The 17,026-nt window shown below is 44.1% G+C and carries 20 protein-coding genes and 1 tRNA gene; 10 read left to right on the forward strand and 11 right to left on the reverse strand.

Annotated elements, in window-relative coordinates:
- Nucleotides 1-52: 52 nt before the first annotated feature.
- Nucleotides 53-292 carry a hypothetical protein gene (locus H6G17_RS14045; RefSeq protein ID WP_192158080.1) on the reverse strand — a complete coding sequence of 80 codons (240 nt, stop codon included), beginning with the start codon at nucleotides 290-292 and terminating at the stop codon, nucleotides 53-55.
- A gap of 493 nt (nucleotides 293-785) precedes the next feature.
- On the opposite strand from H6G17_RS14045, the gene H6G17_RS14050 reads away from it, so the two are divergent.
- Nucleotides 786-1,841 carry a potassium channel family protein gene (locus tag H6G17_RS14050; RefSeq protein ID WP_192158082.1) on the forward strand — a complete coding sequence of 352 codons (1,056 nt, stop codon included), beginning with the start codon at nucleotides 786-788 and terminating at the stop codon, nucleotides 1,839-1,841.
- Between the two features lie 8 nt (nucleotides 1,842-1,849).
- Here H6G17_RS14050 and H6G17_RS14055 read toward each other — a convergent pair whose 3' ends face one another.
- On the reverse strand, nucleotides 1,850-2,278 hold the full coding sequence (locus H6G17_RS14055; RefSeq protein WP_192158084.1) for a hypothetical protein: 429 nt from the start codon (nucleotides 2,276-2,278) through the stop codon (nucleotides 1,850-1,852).
- 309 nt (nucleotides 2,279-2,587) lie between these two features.
- On the reverse strand, nucleotides 2,588-3,811 hold the full coding sequence (locus tag H6G17_RS14060) for an MFS transporter (RefSeq protein ID WP_192158086.1): 1,224 nt from the start codon (nucleotides 3,809-3,811) through the stop codon (nucleotides 2,588-2,590).
- A 513-nt stretch (nucleotides 3,812-4,324) separates the two neighbouring features.
- On the opposite strand from H6G17_RS14060, the gene H6G17_RS14065 reads away from it, so the two are divergent.
- The gene (locus tag H6G17_RS14065) at nucleotides 4,325-5,191 is read left to right on the forward strand and encodes a 6-carboxytetrahydropterin synthase (RefSeq protein WP_192158088.1); all 867 of its coding nucleotides are present in this window, start codon (nucleotides 4,325-4,327) and stop codon (nucleotides 5,189-5,191) included.
- 91 nt (nucleotides 5,192-5,282) lie between these two features.
- On the opposite strand, the gene H6G17_RS14070 is transcribed toward H6G17_RS14065, so the two are convergent.
- From H6G17_RS14070 to H6G17_RS14095, 6 genes are all read right to left on the reverse strand, one after another.
- Entirely contained in the window at nucleotides 5,283-6,092 is an 810-nt protein-coding gene (locus H6G17_RS14070) for a creatininase family protein (protein ID WP_192158090.1), read from the reverse strand.
- 101 nt (nucleotides 6,093-6,193) lie between these two features.
- Entirely contained in the window at nucleotides 6,194-7,186 is a 993-nt protein-coding gene (locus H6G17_RS14075) for an ROK family protein (protein ID WP_192158092.1), read from the reverse strand.
- A 71-nt stretch (nucleotides 7,187-7,257) separates the two neighbouring features.
- On the reverse strand, nucleotides 7,258-8,535 hold the full coding sequence (locus H6G17_RS14080; protein ID WP_192158094.1) for an ATP phosphoribosyltransferase regulatory subunit: 1,278 nt from the start codon (nucleotides 8,533-8,535) through the stop codon (nucleotides 7,258-7,260).
- Nucleotides 8,536-8,545: 10 nt separating this feature from the next.
- Nucleotides 8,546-9,505, reverse strand: a complete 960-nt coding sequence (locus H6G17_RS14085) for a J domain-containing protein (protein ID WP_192158096.1) — start codon at nucleotides 9,503-9,505, stop codon at nucleotides 8,546-8,548.
- 97 nt (nucleotides 9,506-9,602) lie between these two features.
- Nucleotides 9,603-10,433, reverse strand: coding sequence for an inositol monophosphatase family protein (locus tag H6G17_RS14090; RefSeq protein WP_192158098.1), 831 nt, complete (start codon nucleotides 10,431-10,433; stop codon nucleotides 9,603-9,605).
- Between the two features lie 6 nt (nucleotides 10,434-10,439).
- Nucleotides 10,440-10,838: a thermonuclease family protein gene (locus H6G17_RS14095; protein WP_199316710.1), complete on the reverse strand. Its 399-nt coding sequence runs from the start codon at nucleotides 10,836-10,838 to the stop codon at nucleotides 10,440-10,442.
- A 36-nt stretch (nucleotides 10,839-10,874) separates the two neighbouring features.
- Between H6G17_RS14095 and H6G17_RS14100 the strand changes: the two genes are divergently transcribed.
- Nucleotides 10,875-11,030: a hypothetical protein gene (locus H6G17_RS14100; protein ID WP_192158140.1), complete on the forward strand. Its 156-nt coding sequence runs from the start codon at nucleotides 10,875-10,877 to the stop codon at nucleotides 11,028-11,030.
- 109 nt (nucleotides 11,031-11,139) lie between these two features.
- On the opposite strand, the gene H6G17_RS14105 is transcribed toward H6G17_RS14100, so the two are convergent.
- Nucleotides 11,140-11,508 (reverse strand): 2Fe-2S iron-sulfur cluster-binding protein, encoded by a 369-nt coding sequence (locus H6G17_RS14105; protein WP_192158101.1) that lies wholly within the window; start codon nucleotides 11,506-11,508, stop codon nucleotides 11,140-11,142.
- Between the two features lie 123 nt (nucleotides 11,509-11,631).
- Between H6G17_RS14105 and H6G17_RS14110 the strand changes: the two genes are divergently transcribed.
- A tRNA-Ser gene (locus H6G17_RS14110) sits at nucleotides 11,632-11,718 on the forward strand.
- A 99-nt stretch (nucleotides 11,719-11,817) separates the two neighbouring features.
- Here H6G17_RS14110 and H6G17_RS14115 read toward each other — a convergent pair.
- On the reverse strand, nucleotides 11,818-12,858 hold the full coding sequence (locus tag H6G17_RS14115; RefSeq protein WP_192158104.1) for a hemerythrin domain-containing protein: 1,041 nt from the start codon (nucleotides 12,856-12,858) through the stop codon (nucleotides 11,818-11,820).
- Between the two features lie 367 nt (nucleotides 12,859-13,225).
- Here H6G17_RS14115 and H6G17_RS14120 point away from each other — a divergent pair, with 367 nt between their 5' ends.
- The 6 genes from H6G17_RS14120 to H6G17_RS14145 form a co-directional block, all read left to right on the forward strand.
- Nucleotides 13,226-13,966, forward strand: a complete 741-nt coding sequence (locus tag H6G17_RS14120) for a DUF2993 domain-containing protein (protein ID WP_192158107.1) — start codon at nucleotides 13,226-13,228, stop codon at nucleotides 13,964-13,966.
- 111 nt (nucleotides 13,967-14,077) lie between these two features.
- Nucleotides 14,078-14,623: a DUF2231 domain-containing protein gene (locus tag H6G17_RS14125; RefSeq protein ID WP_192158109.1), complete on the forward strand. Its 546-nt coding sequence runs from the start codon at nucleotides 14,078-14,080 to the stop codon at nucleotides 14,621-14,623.
- Between the two features lie 293 nt (nucleotides 14,624-14,916).
- Entirely contained in the window at nucleotides 14,917-15,141 is a 225-nt protein-coding gene (locus H6G17_RS14130) for a DUF167 domain-containing protein (protein ID WP_192158111.1), read from the forward strand.
- A 483-nt stretch (nucleotides 15,142-15,624) separates the two neighbouring features.
- Nucleotides 15,625-16,347, forward strand: coding sequence for a V4R domain-containing protein (locus H6G17_RS14135; protein WP_192158113.1), 723 nt, complete (start codon nucleotides 15,625-15,627; stop codon nucleotides 16,345-16,347).
- On the forward strand, nucleotides 16,344-16,712 hold the full coding sequence (locus H6G17_RS14140; protein WP_192158115.1) for a hypothetical protein: 369 nt from the start codon (nucleotides 16,344-16,346) through the stop codon (nucleotides 16,710-16,712). Before H6G17_RS14135 ends, H6G17_RS14140 begins: the two co-directional genes overlap by 4 nt.
- A gap of 35 nt (nucleotides 16,713-16,747) precedes the next feature.
- The coding region (locus H6G17_RS14145; protein WP_192158117.1) for a helix-turn-helix domain-containing protein at nucleotides 16,748-17,026 on the forward strand (279 nt) is incomplete at its 3' end.

Consider the following 17,026-nt stretch of genomic DNA (forward strand, 5'->3'; position numbering starts at 1 on the left):
CCTAAGATTTTGATTATTCAATTGGACGGCGAGCGCGAATTTATAGCAGAGCTTATCGAATTGCTAGGTTTGTCCTCTGAGCTTGAGCTGTAGAAATTAATTGCCAACCTGCTTTATGTAATTTTTGATAAGTTGCCCATCCTTTCGAGCCGCCATCTATTTTGTAGTCGGGAACAGAATATTCAGGACAACTCGTATAAGGTTGCCAAGGTTTATCTGGCGATCGCCGTAGATATAAAACCTTTTCGCTATCAGCACCTAAGCGAGGAAACCAACACATTTGACCAGCCATTCTTCTAACCTCCTGACTGATTAAAATATCTATTCTGTAACTCTTGCAACTAAAATTTCGGCAAATTTGTCAAATATTTAGCAAAAAAATTATTAGTTACTCTGGCGAAGCTTATATATTTAGTTTTAATTCAAATGAAGTCAATCTCACTCTATCTCTAGTTCAAAAATATCAACACAAGAACGTAGCCGAAAGGATGAGCTTTATGCTTTAGTAACACGTTCAATCGATAACAATTATTAGTATTTATAAATTTTACTCAACAATTAAGTTCTATACAAACTGCATGAAGTCAGTTAACTAGAGCGGCGATCGCATAATTTGATTTTACAGTTATGCTACCAAGTTTAAAAAGTTTGATGTATTTATATTTCTCTTTTAACACACAAAATTAGTCCTCCAGAAAGAGTACACTCAGAGTTAAATACTGTAAAATGCAGTACGATTAGTTACGAATAACTAATGGTAGCAAAGTTGATAAAAACGATTGGGAATGGATTTATTACTACAATTGGCTGGTACGGGAATAATTGTTTTAACTCTTTTAGATATTTACCTAACTGTACTTTTTCATCGCCTCGGTAGTAGTGTTGTTAGTATGCCTTTGAACCGAGGAATATGGTATTTTTTGCGCCTAGTAACACAAGTCATTCCTAGCAAAAGCGAGCGCCTACTTGCTCATAGTGGCTCTATTATGATAGTTGCTATTTTAGCAGTGTGGGCGGCTTCACTTATGAGTGGATTTGCTTTAATTATTTTCCCAGAATTAGGTTCGGCAATTCAAGCTAGCGAAGGAAAAACGCCCACTGATTTTATCACCGCACTCTACTATAGTGGCTTTTCTTTCACTACTCTAGGAACAGGCGATCTAGTTCCAAAAACAGCTGCTTATCGATTACTAACTTTATTAGAAGCAGCACTGGGATTTTCTAGTTTTACAATTACAATTACCTACTTACTCTCAGTCTATAATGCTTTAATTACCCGCAATACATTTGCTCTCAGCTTATACCATCGTACTGATGGCACGGGGGATGCAGCAGAGTTATTAGCAAGACTGGGAGCTAGTGGCGAACTCAGTGGGATTCAGCAGGATCTTTCTAATATGGCGAGAGATGTGATTGAGTTACTAGAGCTACAACATTCCTATCCAGTCCTGATTTATTTCCGCTTTCGCGAAACATATTATACCCTACCGCGAGTCATACTCTTAGCAATAGACACGGCAACCCTGATTAAAAGCGCATTGAATGCTGAAAAATATCGTTCTCTATTACACTCTACAGCAGTAGCAGAATTGTGGGGTGGCAGTACGCATATTCTCTCCGAGCTATCTCAATCGATTCTACCCAAACACCGGATAAAATGCGATCGCCAAATGGAACTAGTCTGGCAAAAAAGATATTATGATGCAGTGGAAAGATTGAGTGCTGAGGGTATAGAAACAGCAACAGATCGAGAAGCAGGTGCAGAATTATACGTTGCTTTGCGGCGGAAATGGCAACCCCTTTTAACAACCCTCAGCAATTATTTAGCAGTAGACTTATAACGTGCTGCCTAAAATATTCCGATCAGTATGGGAATAGTAAATAGAACTAATAGCACTACCAGAATGAAAGGGATTAAGTTAACATTATGCGGTTTGTGTGATTCTATAATTAGATTTTCATCTTCTTCAAAACGAGCTAGACGAATTGCATCAGAAATTTCTTTGGCATCTTTGACGTGATGTAATGCTTTTTTTTCGCCATTCGGATATTCAAAAATAAAATAAGTTGGAACCTTAATCCAGTCACCTGTAATATCAGGTGCATCTACAGCAATTTGTTTAGCTTTGTCCACCAAAGTCTGTGGTTCTTTAGCAATGCGATCGCCTGGATTAACAGTTAAAATTGCGCTCTCGAATGGCTGATATGTTTTAGCTATCTTTGCCGAGGATTTTTTTAATGTTTTTTGACCGGATTTTTTCAAGTTGAAGCCAACCATAAAACTCTCCTCTCAGGTGAAGGAATTATCTCAGTCGTGCGTCAAGATTGAGGAGTATTCAAATAAGTTATCGTTACTTCGTATCGCTTTGCAAGTAAATGTTTTTTTCCAAACAAGGATGATATCTTACCAAGTTATAGCCAAACTAAAGTTATAGCCAAACTAAATTGTTACCCCACAAACTTGAGTTTTTCCTAAAGCGAGGCGTTTGAATGAAAAGACTGTTTCAAATTTATTACCAATATTATAAAAAATTGCTAGCGAAACTATATGTTTTCAACCAAAGAATTTATGAATATTGAAGAAACTTTAGATTCGCCACCTGCCACTAACTCTTACGCAGGCAGCCAAGCACAGAAAAGCGATCGCCCCACCAATGGCTCCTACAGAAGGGATAACGCTTTGCTCTGGGGGAAGGAGCAATCCTGATAGACTTTCTGCCCCAGCCATACCACCAAAGTACATTCCTACGCCAATTCCAGCTTGATGCGGTGCTACTAACATCAGGACAAAAGGAATTGCACCATTTAGCACGAGATTAAAAGCAACTAGCAAGCCTAGAATGGCAAGAATCAAAGTCAACCAACTGGGAATAAATACTGCAATTTGTAACAAGATAGCAGTTGCGATCGCACCTACACACATAGCACGTCGATTATCTATCCGCAGCGTCCAATCAGCAGTTGGCAAAGCTGCAAGTGCCAGCATAATCCCCACTCCTACCATTAACCAATTCACGTTATTTATTTCCAGTCGTAGCATCAGCATTTTAGACAAAGTAGCTGTTAAAAACTGCGTTCCCCAAGCGATCGCCATCCCACTTAAAAAAATTAAACTTAAAGCGATTTTGAGTGGTGGATTGTCTGTGCTTTTTTGTTCTATTGCTGCTTTAACGGTTAAATTTGCCCTTGCCAACGTTCCTGGTAAATTGACATATCTTAAAATAGCTGCCGCACCTAGCAATGAAAACGAACCGATTGCAAAAGCAAAAATAGTACCTAAATTTAACTCCAAATTTTGTGCAACTGGTTTAAAAGCTGTAAATAATCCGGCTACGAGAACTAACAAACTATTAGCTAACACTAATCCCTCTAGAGGGGCATAATTTCTTAGTAAAGATATTGCTGGGCTGCGAAATACTGTCATTGCCAGAGTCCAAGCTACCGATACTGCGATCGACACCCAACGAAATTCACCTAAACCCTTGCCGAAAACAACTACAGTCGGAATTGCTATGAACAAAATTGATGCTAGAACAACCCCTGCTGCTATGAGCGGAAAACGGCTACCAAACTGCTGTTTATCGCGATCGGACAAGCCTCCCATCAAAGGTTCTAGTACCACTGCCAATCCATTTCCAACCACGAGTAGAGCAGAACTAACAGGGGCGGGAAAGTGAGATTCTTCCAGTAATTTAGGCAAATACACGCTATAAATCAACCAAGTTAGCGCGATCGCCCCTTGCAAACCTGCCAATCCCCATACTTGCAACCACAATACTTGTACGGATAGATCTTCCTCCTGTTTCTCCATGCTCTATATCCTTTGTGTCTCAGTCGTTAGATAAAATTCAAAAACCTAAAATTTAACAACCTACAATATTTAAAGACACAAACTCACCAAAGCTTTTTCCGGCTAGATGCACTATTTTCTGGAAAAAATTTGGCAACGCTCAAGATTTTGATGCTCAATTGTTAAAGTCGATCTATCAATGAGGCTATTTCTATTGTGGGCGATCGCCACTTTATTTTTTAGATATACCGTCGCCCCTCTTTTCTCTAATAACTATAAAAAGCATTTCATTTAATGAATAAGTTGAATGTTTTTCCAAAAAAACTTTTCATAAAACGAAAAAGTAATAAACAACTCATGTTACTTAAATTATTGATTCAAAAATTGAAATCATTATCATTGACTTTAATTACAACTACCAATCACCAATTACCAACTACCAATTACCAACTCATTGCTATCGCGGTAGCAATTGGTCTATTCTAGTAAAAGTGTTAAGTTTACGAAATTTTACATACTGCTCCCTGTGCGCTCATGCAATGTATAGTTAACCGCCGCGCTCAATTTTCCGCCAGCCATCGCTATTGGTTGCCAGAGCTGAGCGAAACAGAGAACCAGCAACAATTTGGCTTATGTTCCCGCTTTCCAGGTCACGGACACAACTACGTCTTATTTGTTTCTCTTCTCGGAGAGTTAGATGAATATGGCATGGTGTTAAACCTGTCTGATGTCAAGCACGTAATTAAGCGAGAAGTGACTAGCCAGCTAGATTTTTCCTATCTCAATGACGTTTGGCAAGAATTTCAGCAAACGCTGCCAACAACAGAAAATATTGCCCGCGTCATCTGGCAAAAGCTTGCCTCGCACTTACCGATAGTCAAAATTCAGTTATTTGAACATCCTCAACTTTGGGCAGAATATCAAGGAAATGGCATGGAAGCACACTTAACTATTAGCACTCATTTTAGCGCCGCTCATCGGTTAGCTCATCCCGATCTCAACCAACAAGAGAATACAGAAATTTACGGAAAATGCGCTCGTCCTAACGGTCACGGTCACAATTACCACTTAGAAGTGACTGTAAAAGGGGAAATTCACCCTCGTACGGGCATGATTGTAGATTTGAGTGCATTGAACCAAGCGATCAAAGACTTGGTTATTGAACCACTCGACCACACTTTTCTCAACAAGGATATTGCCTACTTTGCCAAAGTCGTGCCTACGGCAGAAAATATCGCCGTATATATCTCAAATGTGCTGCAACAGCCAGTGCGAGAGTTAGGCGCAGAACTACACAAGGTCAAGTTGATTGAAAGTCCGAATAATTCGTGCGAAGTCTACTGTACTCCAGCTGATTCAATCAAGAGCGCGACTAAAGAACCAGCGTTAGCCCAAGTTTAAGTCGTAGAAGTAGAAATGGTAGCGATCGCGCTCGATCTAAATCAAAGTATCTCGCGATCGCTATCTATCTTGACGATCGCTTGCTAACCGTTTACTGCTTCCAAGCTTGCGGTTGCTGAAACGCATAGATATCTGCAATGACTCGTACCCAACCATCAGCGACAGAGGCAAGGATGCGATCGCCTTTTTCTTTTGTCGCTACGGTTGGGTCGCCTAAAACCCCTGTCTGCGTCAGATCGCGGGTTGCCCAAGCAAAAGGTAATTTCCCTTCCATTGACAGTAAACTATCTTCAGGTAAGCTGTGGGGATATTCTGTCACAGCCGCTTCCATTTTGACTTGTTCTGGTAAAATCGACAGCATCACACTGGTTTCAGCATCGCCTGCATGAATCCCAAACTCTTTCTCGCGATCGGAAAGTAACTCTCCGGCAATGTGGGGAACTCGCCAAGTAAAGAGGGGAAATACGAGAAAGTCTGCGTATTTGACGTGCAAATCCCGTGCGGCAATTTCCATAATTTGGGGTTGTCCGCCGTGAGAATTCATCAACACGAATTTGCGAAATCCGGCACGGTAAATACTTTCAGCAACTTCAATTAAAGTTGCAAGTAAAGTTGACGCACTTAGGGTAATCGTGCCAGGAAAATGCCAATGTTCGTTTGATTTACCGTAGTACAAAGGTGGTAGGGCATAAGCGGGAATGCGATCGCTTAATTGAGACAATGCCTTGCCTAAAACTGCCGTACCAATTGCAGCGTCCACAATTAATGGTAAATGGGGACCGTGTTGTTCGATTGCCCCCACGGGTTGAACGATGACAACATTCTCTTTATCCGGCATCTTTTGAATGTCAGTCCAAGCGAGATAAGGGAAAAATCTGTCGGGAGGAATGTAGCCGTGCATTAGTTATCAGTAAATGATGGTAATTGGTAATTGGTAATTGGTAATTGGTAATTGGTAGTTGGTAGTTGCGCCCTCAGTTCCCTCAGCTCCAGATCGCTCCCTTAGCTCTCTTCCCCGACTCCCGACTTCCGACTCCCGACTCCCGCAACCAGTAAATCTTCCGCCAAAGCGACTGCACCCCACAGTGGTGCTTTATCTCCCAAGGCGGCGGGGACGATCTCGAAGTGGACTTCGGGTAATGCTGTGGCTCGCGCTACGCGGTGGATAGCATTCCAAAAGCGATCGCCTGCTTTGGTGACGCTACCACCTAAAATAAACCGTTGGGGATTGATGAGGTTGGCGACGTTGCCAATTGCTACTCCCAAAGCCCAACCCGCTGTTTCTAATGCCTCGATCGCAATTTCATCTCCTTGGGTAGCGGCTTGACTGACCATCAGTCCGGTAATCTCATCAAGGTTATCGTGACAAAGCGATCGCAACAGCTTCCCTTTATCTGGATGTAAGTTTAACCGATCCTTGGTCTGTTGGGCGATGTAGGGACCCGAAGCTAGTCTTTCTACGCATCCACGCTTACCGCACAAACAAACAGGACCAGTCGGATCGACGACTACATGTCCGATCTCCCCTGCCATTCCTTCTATTCCCCGCCAAGGGCGATCGTTGAGAATCCAGCCTCCACCTACACCCGTGCTGACAGTAATATAGAGCAAACTGTTATAACCCATCCCCGCACCATAGCGATGTTCGCCCAAAGCTGCAACATTAGCATCGTTGTCCACACTGGCAGGAGCGCCAAATTCTCGCTCTAGGATCTCCTGTAAAGGTATATTCTCCCATCCGCTGACGTGGTGCGACAGTCTGACTTTACCGCTTGCAGCATCCACAGGTCCACCAAAGCTGACACCGATTGCCCTTGGTTCCCTACCTGCTAACAGTTCCCGTGCCAGACCCAACATTATCTCTAGATCGAATTGAGCATGAGGATTTGGCGGTGAAAAAACCCTTTTGTCACTCAACTGGTGTTTTTCTCCTGAAGCTACCACCGCTGCCGCGTGTTTAGTTCCACCAAAATCTAGCGCCAGAATTAGATTCATTGAGTGGTAATTGGTAGTTGGTAGTTGGTGATTGGTGAATTCTTCTCTGTCCCTCTGCTCCCTTGTCCTCCCTACTCCCTGCTCCCAGCTCGTCCCTGCTCCCTCTTCAGCGTTTCAATCTCAGCGGAACTGTCATCTTTGAGCCAAGCAATTTGTTGGATGCGGCGCTGGCGGGCGTAGGTGCGGATTTCCTCTGGTTGGCGATCGCCTAAGTCCATTTCGACTCGCAACCCAGGAGTACAGCGTAACTTTTCTGCATGGGCAAAAGCAGCCGCGTAAGCTGCTGGCGATCGAGCGACAACGAGCCAATCACTGGCGGGTGTGGCTTGCGGTAAGCGATCGGCAGACAGTAAGGCTTGTTGTAAATCTTCCGTGTTGAGGACAAAGCCAACCCCCGGAATCGTTTTACCTTGGGGATGATACAGTCCCAAAAGTTGGTCGTAACGACCTCCTTGCCCTAAAATTTGCGGTTGAGCTGTTGTATCGCCAATAACTGCATTGCCGATAACTTCAAACACGATCCCCGTGTAATAGTCAAAGGTGCGAATCATGCTCAAATCTAGAATGATTGGAAAGTTTTGCGAGTTTTGGTTTGAGTCTACACTAAAGCATCGATCCAAAATCTCAACTAGCGATTTGAGTCGGTGTAAAGCTGCTTGTTGTGGTGCATCTAAACTTAATTTTGTAACTTTTTGCAATACATCTGCGGGATGTCCGCGCAAATCGAGCATCATTAAAGCTCTAGCTCGTAGATCTTCGCTTAAAGGTAGAGTTTCGAGCGTGACGCGATCGAGGTGAGCGATCGCCTGTCGAACGCGATCGCGCCCAGATGCGGGGAAAGAAGCTAATAATGATTGGGTAATTTCCGCTTCGCCCAGAATCAGTTGCCAGTTGTATAAGCCCAATTCATTCAAGCACTCAGCCAGCAGTAATAACACCTCAGCGTCAGCTAGCAATCCTTCGCTACCTAGCAACTCTACCCCAGTTTGATAAAACTCCAACTGGCGATTGTGGCTGCTATCTGGCGTACGGCAAAAGACGTTAGCGTTGTAGTAGAGGCGTTGCGGAAAGGTCGCTCCTGCCATCCGAGTTACAGCAGTGCGAGCGATCGAGGCTGTCAATTCTGGACGCAACCCCAATTCTTCCTCGCGATCCTGAACTTGGATCACCGTCGATCGCTGAATTGCTCCTCCAGCCATCAGCGTATCTAACCGTTCGAGAGTTGAAGTAATGATGCGGTGATAGCCCCAACGATGAAATACCTGCTGTAACCGTTCTTCGACCCAGTGTTTCTGAGCCACATCTAAGGGTAATAAATCTCTTGCTCCCGCAGGCGATTGGTAGACCATTGATTTTTGTTTATTTTTTCTTGCCTCCAAATAGACCGCCAAACATTCCCCCACTTCCAGATGGTTCTGATGGTTTTTTCGACGCAGTTTTAGATGCAGTTTTATCAGAACTGGCTGTTTGAGTGCCAGCTTTACTTGCTAGCCGATCTAACAGTTGTTTTCCTTCTAGGGCGATCGGGTCTTTAGGGTCTAATTGTAGGGCTTTGTTAATATGTACCTTAGCCATAGTAGCCTGATTCTGCTTCAAATAAACTGTGCCAATTAAGCTATGACAGCGACTATTATTTGGCTCTAGTTTCAGCGCGTCTTTTAGTTCTACACTTGCTGGGGCGAAGAGATTCTTTTCCATCAAAGACTGGGCGCGACGAAGATAAGGTTCGGCTGGCGATGGAGGTGACTCTGGCTCAGTTGGGGGAGGCGAAGATGCTGCCGATCGAGAATTTTGGCTGGGAACCACAGATGGCGCAGTCGTTCTAGCAACCATAAATCCAGTACCACCTTTACGCCCTAAGTAGACTAGGTTTAATTCGCTGATTTGACTAATTGTAGGGATAATTCTTTCAAGAGATTCATACTGTTGTTTTGTCACTTGGGCGATCGCTTTTTGATATACCCGATCGAGATCCGTGCTGTGTTGTAGCTGGATCGATTGTTCGTTTTTGAGCGAAACGCTAGCCATATCCTGAGCTAACCGCTTGCCCATCTCCCGCAGCGTCACCATGTATTCAACACGGCTATAATCCTGGGATAATTTTTTATAAGCTGGATTGACAAGTTTGGACAGAATATAATTTGCCGCTTGTTTATCTGAACTACTTTTAGCCGTGCAAGTGTCGGGATGCAAGCAGCGAGCAATAATCAGATAGCGTTTGCGAATTTCTTTAAAGTCGGCATCAATTGGAACGCCCAAAATTGCATGGCAATCTGTGAAGTCAAATAAAAATAATCCGCCATCAATCTTAAAAGACATATGTTTTTGTCTCACCTCTGCCTATTGCACGACCGCTGGAATGTGGTATCAGCGTGGCTTGGTTGTCACCACCAATCTAATAATTCCCAGATTGTGGCTAGGGATCATAATGACTCCAAGTTGATAGTGGTGGCACTTGAAGTAATTCTTGGCTGAGACTTGAATGAATTAGTCCATTCGTGGCTAAAATTCTGCCAGTTGCTAGGTCGATTGGGCTACCATCATAGGCACTGACTTGACCCCCTGCTGCTTTGAGAATGGCAATTCCAGCAGCAATATCCCATAGAGAAATTCCCCGTTCCCAGTAGCCATCAACGCGCCCGCTGGCAACATAAGCTAAATCTAAAGCTGCTGCGCCACTGCGCCTGACTCCTTGAGTCAAATGAGTCAAATGACAGAATTCGGCATAGTTATTATCGGCTGTTTCGCGGCGATCGTAGGCGAAACCAGTTACCAGAAGACACTTACTCAGTTCGGCTGTGGTTGAAACACCGATCGGGTTGCGGTTACAGGTCGCGATCGCCCCCTTTGCCCCTCGGAACAATTCATCACGATAAGGATCGAAAATGACTCCAACCTGTGGAACTCCAGCCACTAATAACCCAATTGACACGGCGAAACAAGGATATTGATGCGCGAAATTTGTCGTTCCATCTAAAGGATCGATCGCCCAACAAAATTCACTGTCTGCATTCCCCAGCTTGCCCGATTCTTCCGCTAGAATGGCATGGTCGGGAAAATGCCGCTGTAAGACTTCTAAAACTACCACTTCCGATGCTCGATCGGCAGCAGTTACTAAATCTCCACCCCGTCCTTTTTCTCTAACTTCTTCTAACTTACCTAAATAGCTCAGCAAAACCGCACCCGCAGCTAAGGCGGCTTCTGTAGCAACATCTAGGAAGATTTGGAGTTGTCGATCGTTTGTCATTTGTATTTATTCCCCCTGTCCCCCCTGTCCCCCTTGTCCCCACTCTCGACTCCCAACTCCCGCCATTTGCCGAAATTCAGTCGGGGTTTGCCGCATTGGTTGTTTCACATCCCACACGCCACGCCCCATGATTCTTGCCCAGGCTTGTGCTTCTTCCAAGCGCTCGTCATACTTACGATCGCGCGATCGCCCATCCCACAAAACATATCCCTCTTTCAGTAGTTGCTCGTTCAACAATTTGCCATTTTGCCACACATAAGCCCACTGTCGCCCAAATTTATCTGGCTGTCCGTCAAGTTCTAAGGTAACTGTCTTGCCGTTGACCGTTGCTTCTAGCTGCTGTTTAGCTGCGTGTCCCCAAGGCTGTTGCTGGATATCTGGGGCTTCAATTCCCGTAAGTCTCACTTTGAAAGCCTTCCCTCTACTTATGGCTTCTAGAGTTTGTCCGCTGACTACACGCACAACTTGCGCTTGCATTCCGTTATCGATCGCACGAAACTGACAACCCTGAATAAACAAGAGTGGGAGAAAGACAAGGGAGACAAGGAAGCAGGGGAGCAGAGGAGGACACTTGCGTGGGCGGGTTTCCCGACTTGAGCAAAGTGTCCGTAGGGCAGAGGAGCAGAGGAAGCAATTAAATTCACGCACCACGCACCACGTACCACGCGCCACTAATGACCAATGACCAATGACCAATGACCAGATACTATTCTTCATCCAAAGGTAATCCCGACCTAACTCTACCTTTGGCAAAATAACGCCCAAATTGTAGTTCGTAAACTTCATCTTCGTCTTGGGTTTCTACTTCCATGTCAGAACGGGCATAACTAACACATAACAGAGCATAACCGCGATCGCGTAATTCTGGTGAGAGTCCCATTGCCTCTGGCTGATACACTTCTCCCGATAACACTCTGACAGCGCAAGTCGTACAAGCACCATTACGGCAAGAAAATGGTAATTCTACCCCTTGTTGTTCTGCCGAGCGCAAAATGTATTGATCTGTGGGGACTTCGACAGTATGAATTGTACCGTTGGCGCGATCGTGTATCCGAATTGTATGTGTCATAAACAATGTTGAATTTTAGATTTTGGAGCCACTGCCTTGCGCGGGTTTCATCTGCTAAAGCGAGTGACGCGATTTTAGATTGGTTTGAAAATATTCTTTTCTATTGTATGATGGGAGATCGCGACACCTGGAGAGGTGGCCGAGTGGTTGAAGGCGCAGCACTGGAAATGCTGTTTGGGGGCAACTTCAACGTGGGTTCGAATCCCACCCTCTCCGTTGAAATTTCATACCTCGATTAAAAGTAGGGGCGCACAACTGTGCGCCCCTACTAATTTACGTTCCACTAGAATTAATCTGTGGTATTACCGCATCAGCCTAGCTGACAACGCCCATTTCTTGTTGTGCTTTGGCTTTAGCAGCTTTGAAGTCGCTAGCCATTTGCTCGCTTTGGTCGCTGCTGAGGTTGTTGCGAATTGCGGTAAACATGTCGAACTCTTCTTGACGAATGTGATCGCCAACAGCATTCATCAGTTGCTTAACTTTATCTTTGAACTGCGAATTAGAAGGATCGATCGCTTTAATCTCATCTAATTTGGTTCTAAATTCAGCTTGCTCGCTGTAGAGTTCTTGAACTTTGTCTTCTGGATAGAAAGCACGCACCCTAGGATAGACCACTTCCTCTTCGGCGATCGAATGAGCCAACAGATCTTTGTAGATTTGACCGAAGTACTCTTGGATCTTCTGAGGATTGTCACTCTGCAACAACTCGGTGAACAGTGTATTCACTTTGCTGTGATCTGCACGAATCAGATCTTGGACGTTCATATCCTTCTTATCAGAAGTTTGGGTAACGGCACTACCGACTACGCCAGAGAAAGCAGCAACCGCGTCTTGTACGCGCGCCCACAGCCCTTGGTCTGCATCCTTGCCAGTCAGCTCGCGAGTCCCAACTTGCTCTAAGATCCCTTTGAGTTGTTCTTGGTGCGCTCTGTTTTCAAAGTTCACTGTATTCAAAGGACCAAACGCTATATCAACATCTGCACCTACGACTTGAGCAGCTTTGTGCAACATGATACCAGTCATTGCTTGTCCGTGTTTGAGCAGTTCGTGCTGAGCGAACTTGTCATACAAAGACAATTCAGACCCTTGCATCATTTGCTTGGTCTTTTCGATTATCTCTTGTGTAACCTTTCTGGATTCTCCCTGAATGCCATATTGCACGATGACAGTCTCAATAACGCCCAAGTTCTTGCGATCGGAATCGAGCATTTCTTGAAGGCGCTTTTGAATTTCCGAATCGTTGATTTGTCCTAGCAGTGTTTCTTCGTTAGAAATTATTAACTCTTGTAGAGCTTTCACGTCAGCTAGTTTAACCGCAATAGCAGAACGCTTAGTATCGTCTAAGGTTACGACCATCTTTTCCAGTTCCTCTCAATATTTTTGTATGTATCGGCTACATCTTATAGGTTGTCACGCAGATTGCCCAATTCCATCTTTCTTTTGATGGATCGGTAGCATAGTTAGAAAAAACCAGTCAAAAGGTGGAAGAAGGCTCAGAGATAGCTAATTAATTCAGCTTATATGTGATATGTCTTGTCAGGCTTTCTGAAGTGAAAAAAATTAAAATTTGTTTAAGGAAGATTTGTCTATTGGCTAAAAATCTGCTGATGCCTTGATGTAGGTTGACTCAACGTAGAATCTCCTCCACCACAAGACAGATACACAACGTTTGACAAATCGTTAGATTGACTCAAGAGGAGCAAACTAAGGGTATGAGATTCGGATGTCAGAACAACAAGGATTGGGAGAACAAGCGCTGAATAAAGCAGTAGAAATAGGGCTGTCTAGTCAACTCGATGAAGTAGAAAAGTTAGATGTAGACATTAAAACAGATCCGCTCAAAGCATTGCAAGGACAAGTAGACACGGTGGCGATCGCTAGTGAAGGAATGGTGATGCAAAAAGACCTGCGAGTAGAAAAGATGGATATGCAGGTGGATAGCGTTGCCATAAACCCCCTCAGCGCGGCAATGGGTAAAATCGAACTTACTCAACCAACCCAAGGTAAGGCTCGCGTGGTTTTAACAGCAGCAGACATCAATCGTGCTTTCAACTCCGAGTACATCCGTCAGCAACTGCAAGCCACAAAAATTGAGATTAACGGGCAACAGATGACCGTAGTTCCCCAGCAGGTAGATTTCCAACTACCAGGTGAAGGAAAGGTGTCCTTGAATGCTAACGTTCGTTTGCAGGAAACTAACGAAACAAAGCAAGTAGCTTTTACTGCCGTACCGGAAGTTGCATCTGGAGGGCAAACTGTTACTTTGAAAGACGTGCAATATGGAGACGAACAAGCACAATCTCCAGAGTTAACTAGGGCTTTAGTAGATGCAACCAGTGAAATTTTGAATCTGAGCAACTTTGACCTCGAAGGGATCTCTCTCCGTATCAAAAATTTACAGATCGAAGCAGGAAAGATCGCCCTAATAGCAGAGGCTAATGTTACGCAAATTCCATCAGCATAACCTGTAATTCGAGGTATTAGGGGTTAGCACTAACCCCTCAACCCCTAAACGCCAGTTGCTATAGCGGGGTAACTCCCGCAATGCACTCGCTCCCCATAACCACTCACTCCTATGGACACACAACAAAAAACAGGAACGCCACCATATCCTGACATTCCTGCCCTGATTGAGAATGACGAGCGCGAATACCGCGATCCTGGTATACCTAGTACAGTGGCAGTGTTGGGTCATCCGATCCACCCATTGCTTGTGACCTTACCGATCGCTTTTCTCTTGGCATTGGCTGTCACTGATGCCGTCTATTGGTTGAATAAAGACCCTTTCTGGGCAAGAGCATCTTTTTGGTTAGTAGTGGCTGGGTTCACCACGACTTTACCAGCAGCCCTGACAGGTTTGATGGACTTCTTGAGAATCGATCGCGTGCGTAAGCGTACTGCTGGTTTGGCGCATTTGGTTCTCAACATTACTATTATTGTCTTGACGGGTATTAATCTCTTACTCCGGCTTAACAATGTAGTAGGGGCTATTTTGCCTACAGGCTTGACACTTTCACTCATTACTGCAACACTTTTAGGACTGTCCGGCTGGTATGGCGCAGAGCTAATCTATCGACATAAAATTGCTGTAATTGGCAACAGTAGCCGTTCGGAACCATAGTTAGCAAATATCTATTCTTGAGGTAAGCTAATATTTGCGATCGCCGCTTACCTTTAGTTTTGAGTCCATGTTACCGAACTCTACTCAAACCACATACATAACTATTTCAATGCTCGTCGTTTCTACGATGGGCTTTCTTTTATTGTGACCTCCTTCTCTGTTGCAAAAGAGCTGCTCTACTCTCTTAGAGCAGGCATGACTCGGCTCCATCTTTTCTTGGTGGAACTTTCCCCAGTATATATTAGGCTGTTTTTTAGGATGGTTGTGGTTGCGGCAATTAGAGGTGAGAGAAAATGCAAAAAAGAGTTAAAGTCAAACCAAATTCCAAGCAACAAGCGATCGCAGAAGAAGCTGACGGCAGTTTAACCGTTCATTTAAAATCTTTACCTGTAGATGGCAAAGCTAACCAAGAATTAATTCAACTATTAGCTAAAAAATTTAAAATTCCAAAAACTCGAATTAAAATTAAATCTGGCTTGACATACCGTCAAAAATTAATTGAAATTGACTTGAATTGAAATATTTAAAAGCATAATAAAAAATATTCATACACATGCAGAGATAGGTTCGTCGAAAATCTATATTTCTAATTGAAGAACTCAACAAACAGAATTAAAAAAAATAATTGTGCAGTCAGTATAGTCACCTTCCACCAAACAGCAAAATTAGGCGATCGCTGACAACTAACAACTGATAACTGTACGGGCGGGTTTAGCAAATAGATGAACAGCCTTAGCGAGTAAATCTGCGCTTCATACCTACCCCTACAATAACTGATAACTGTATTCCGTAAGATCGCGTAATCATCCTAATATTACAGAAAATTAATAGAAAAATCAGTGAATTCAAGGATGCTCGCCTAACTGACGCACAGTTAAATATAAAAGTTAAATATGTAAAACAGGGAACTTTGTAGGCTTTAACGCTATAAAAAGTTAGCCTCGCGCTAGAAACTACACGGAAGAATCACCCGATTTTTCATGCATAGGAGTATTTTTTAAATGGTTATCTCGTCTGACAATTTGCTCTTTTCTACTCACTCAAAACCAGGTACGCAAGCAGAATATTCCTTAAAGAAGAAGTATCCCCAGAAGCACAACCATTACAGCTTTGATGACTACTTCCAATTTCAACCGAACACGGGCATTGTCACCGATTGGCACGACCAGCGCCATCTATTTGCCACAGAAGACTTCATCGTAGGATTAATTGAGGGATTGGAAGAAGAAGTCGGTAGCGCTTCTACAGTCTTGATGTACAACATTGGCTTCGAGTGGGGAACTAGGGATGCCAAATTCTTTCAACAGTGGTTTGAGCAGGAATATGGCAAGAACGTCAAAGAAGTCAATTCCCTGTACATGCTAGAAGCATGGTGGTGGCCCTTCACCGCCCAAGGCTGGGGTAACTGGGAAGTCGATATGAGCGACCATAAAAACGGGTTCATGTTCGTCAACATTTTCGATTCTGCCGTAGCTAGAACGTTGGGCGATGTTGGTAAACCAGTTTGTCATATCTATGCGGGATTATTTGCTGGATTCTTCAGCGATCTCGTTAAAAAAACCTTGAGTTGCATTGAAATTCAGTGCTACTCAATGGGAGAAACATACTGTAAATTCCTCTTGGGTACAAAAGACCGAATTGATGCTGCTGCCTTCTGGCACAACGAGGGTGCTACAGCTCGCGATATTGAAAAGCGGCTGCGTCATGGAGAACGGTTAGGATGAGGAATCGAAATGCTTTGCTGTGCCAATCGGTGCAGCAATTTTTGCACTCTTGTAACTGGGACGGACAAGAGCTAGAGGATGCCGATTACCCGCAACATCAACTCAGCGAGGAATTCCTCTCTTCTTGGGAATGTCTGACAGTTCAACAATTCTTGCGGCTTTGCGGTTGGGAAGGAGGACAACAGCCTGCCAAGAGCGATGCGCCGATTCCATCGCCACTACAAAATCAATCGCCGCTACAGCATTTTACTCCCATCGCCAATCCTCATGCAGCTTGGTTGCGGCTTTCCGTCAAAAAATTCTTCAGCCATTGCAATTGGCAAGGGCGACCAGTTGAGGATGTTACTAACCAGAGCAGGGATTAGTTAACATAAAAAAGTAGCTAAGTCTGGAGTGTGCCATGAAACTCAAAGACGCTCGCCATATGTCAGCCTCTGCCCAAGAAGCACTGCGGTATCGAGTCGTAAATGCAATTGAAAATGGCATGAGCAAATCAGAGGCATCTCGTGTGTTTAAGGTGTCGCGAACCGCAATACACAATTGGACAAAAGCTACAGCAACAGAGGGAGCAAAAGCATTAAAAGCAAAAAAGCGGGGTCCGCGCTCTAGTTCGCGACTGCTTCCGCATCAAGCAGCAACAGCGGTACGGCTAATGGAGTTACAGTGTCCAGAGCAATTA

This window comes from Chroococcidiopsis sp. [FACHB-1243], assembly GCF_014696895.1.
In the GTDB taxonomy this organism is placed as follows: Bacteria; Cyanobacteriota; Cyanobacteriia; order Cyanobacteriales; family Chroococcidiopsidaceae; genus Chroococcidiopsis.

Bases quoted from the DNA above. Each gene is read 5' to 3' on its own strand.
- H6G17_RS14085 (WP_192158096.1), bottom strand. From the start codon at position 9,505: ATGTCTTTTAAGATTGATGGCGGATTATTTTTATTTGACTTCACAGAT.
- H6G17_RS14115 (WP_192158104.1), bottom strand. From the start codon at position 12,858: ATGGTCGTAACCTTAGACGATACTAAGCGTTCTGCTATTGCGGTTAAA.
- H6G17_RS14120 (WP_192158107.1), top strand. From the start codon at position 13,226: ATGTCAGAACAACAAGGATTGGGAGAACAAGCGCTGAATAAAGCAGTA.
- H6G17_RS14045 (WP_192158080.1), bottom strand. From the start codon at position 292: ATGGCTGGTCAAATGTGTTGGTTTCCTCGCTTAGGTGCTGATAGCGAA.
- H6G17_RS14140 (WP_192158115.1), top strand. From the start codon at position 16,344: ATGAGGAATCGAAATGCTTTGCTGTGCCAATCGGTGCAGCAATTTTTG.
- H6G17_RS14080 (WP_192158094.1), bottom strand. From the start codon at position 8,535: ATGGTCTACCAATCGCCTGCGGGAGCAAGAGATTTATTACCCTTAGAT.
- H6G17_RS14090 (WP_192158098.1), bottom strand. From the start codon at position 10,433: ATGACAAACGATCGACAACTCCAAATCTTCCTAGATGTTGCTACAGAA.
- H6G17_RS14065 (WP_192158088.1), top strand. From the start codon at position 4,325: ATGCAATGTATAGTTAACCGCCGCGCTCAATTTTCCGCCAGCCATCGC.
- H6G17_RS14125 (WP_192158109.1), top strand. From the start codon at position 14,078: ATGGACACACAACAAAAAACAGGAACGCCACCATATCCTGACATTCCT.
- H6G17_RS14070 (WP_192158090.1), bottom strand. From the start codon at position 6,092: ATGCACGGCTACATTCCTCCCGACAGATTTTTCCCTTATCTCGCTTGG.
- H6G17_RS14075 (WP_192158092.1), bottom strand. From the start codon at position 7,186: ATGAATCTAATTCTGGCGCTAGATTTTGGTGGAACTAAACACGCGGCA.
- H6G17_RS14135 (WP_192158113.1), top strand. From the start codon at position 15,625: ATGGTTATCTCGTCTGACAATTTGCTCTTTTCTACTCACTCAAAACCA.
- H6G17_RS14060 (WP_192158086.1), bottom strand. From the start codon at position 3,811: ATGGAGAAACAGGAGGAAGATCTATCCGTACAAGTATTGTGGTTGCAA.
- H6G17_RS14130 (WP_192158111.1), top strand. From the start codon at position 14,917: ATGCAAAAAAGAGTTAAAGTCAAACCAAATTCCAAGCAACAAGCGATC.
- H6G17_RS14055 (WP_192158084.1), bottom strand. From the start codon at position 2,278: ATGGTTGGCTTCAACTTGAAAAAATCCGGTCAAAAAACATTAAAAAAA.
- H6G17_RS14050 (WP_192158082.1), top strand. From the start codon at position 786: ATGGATTTATTACTACAATTGGCTGGTACGGGAATAATTGTTTTAACT.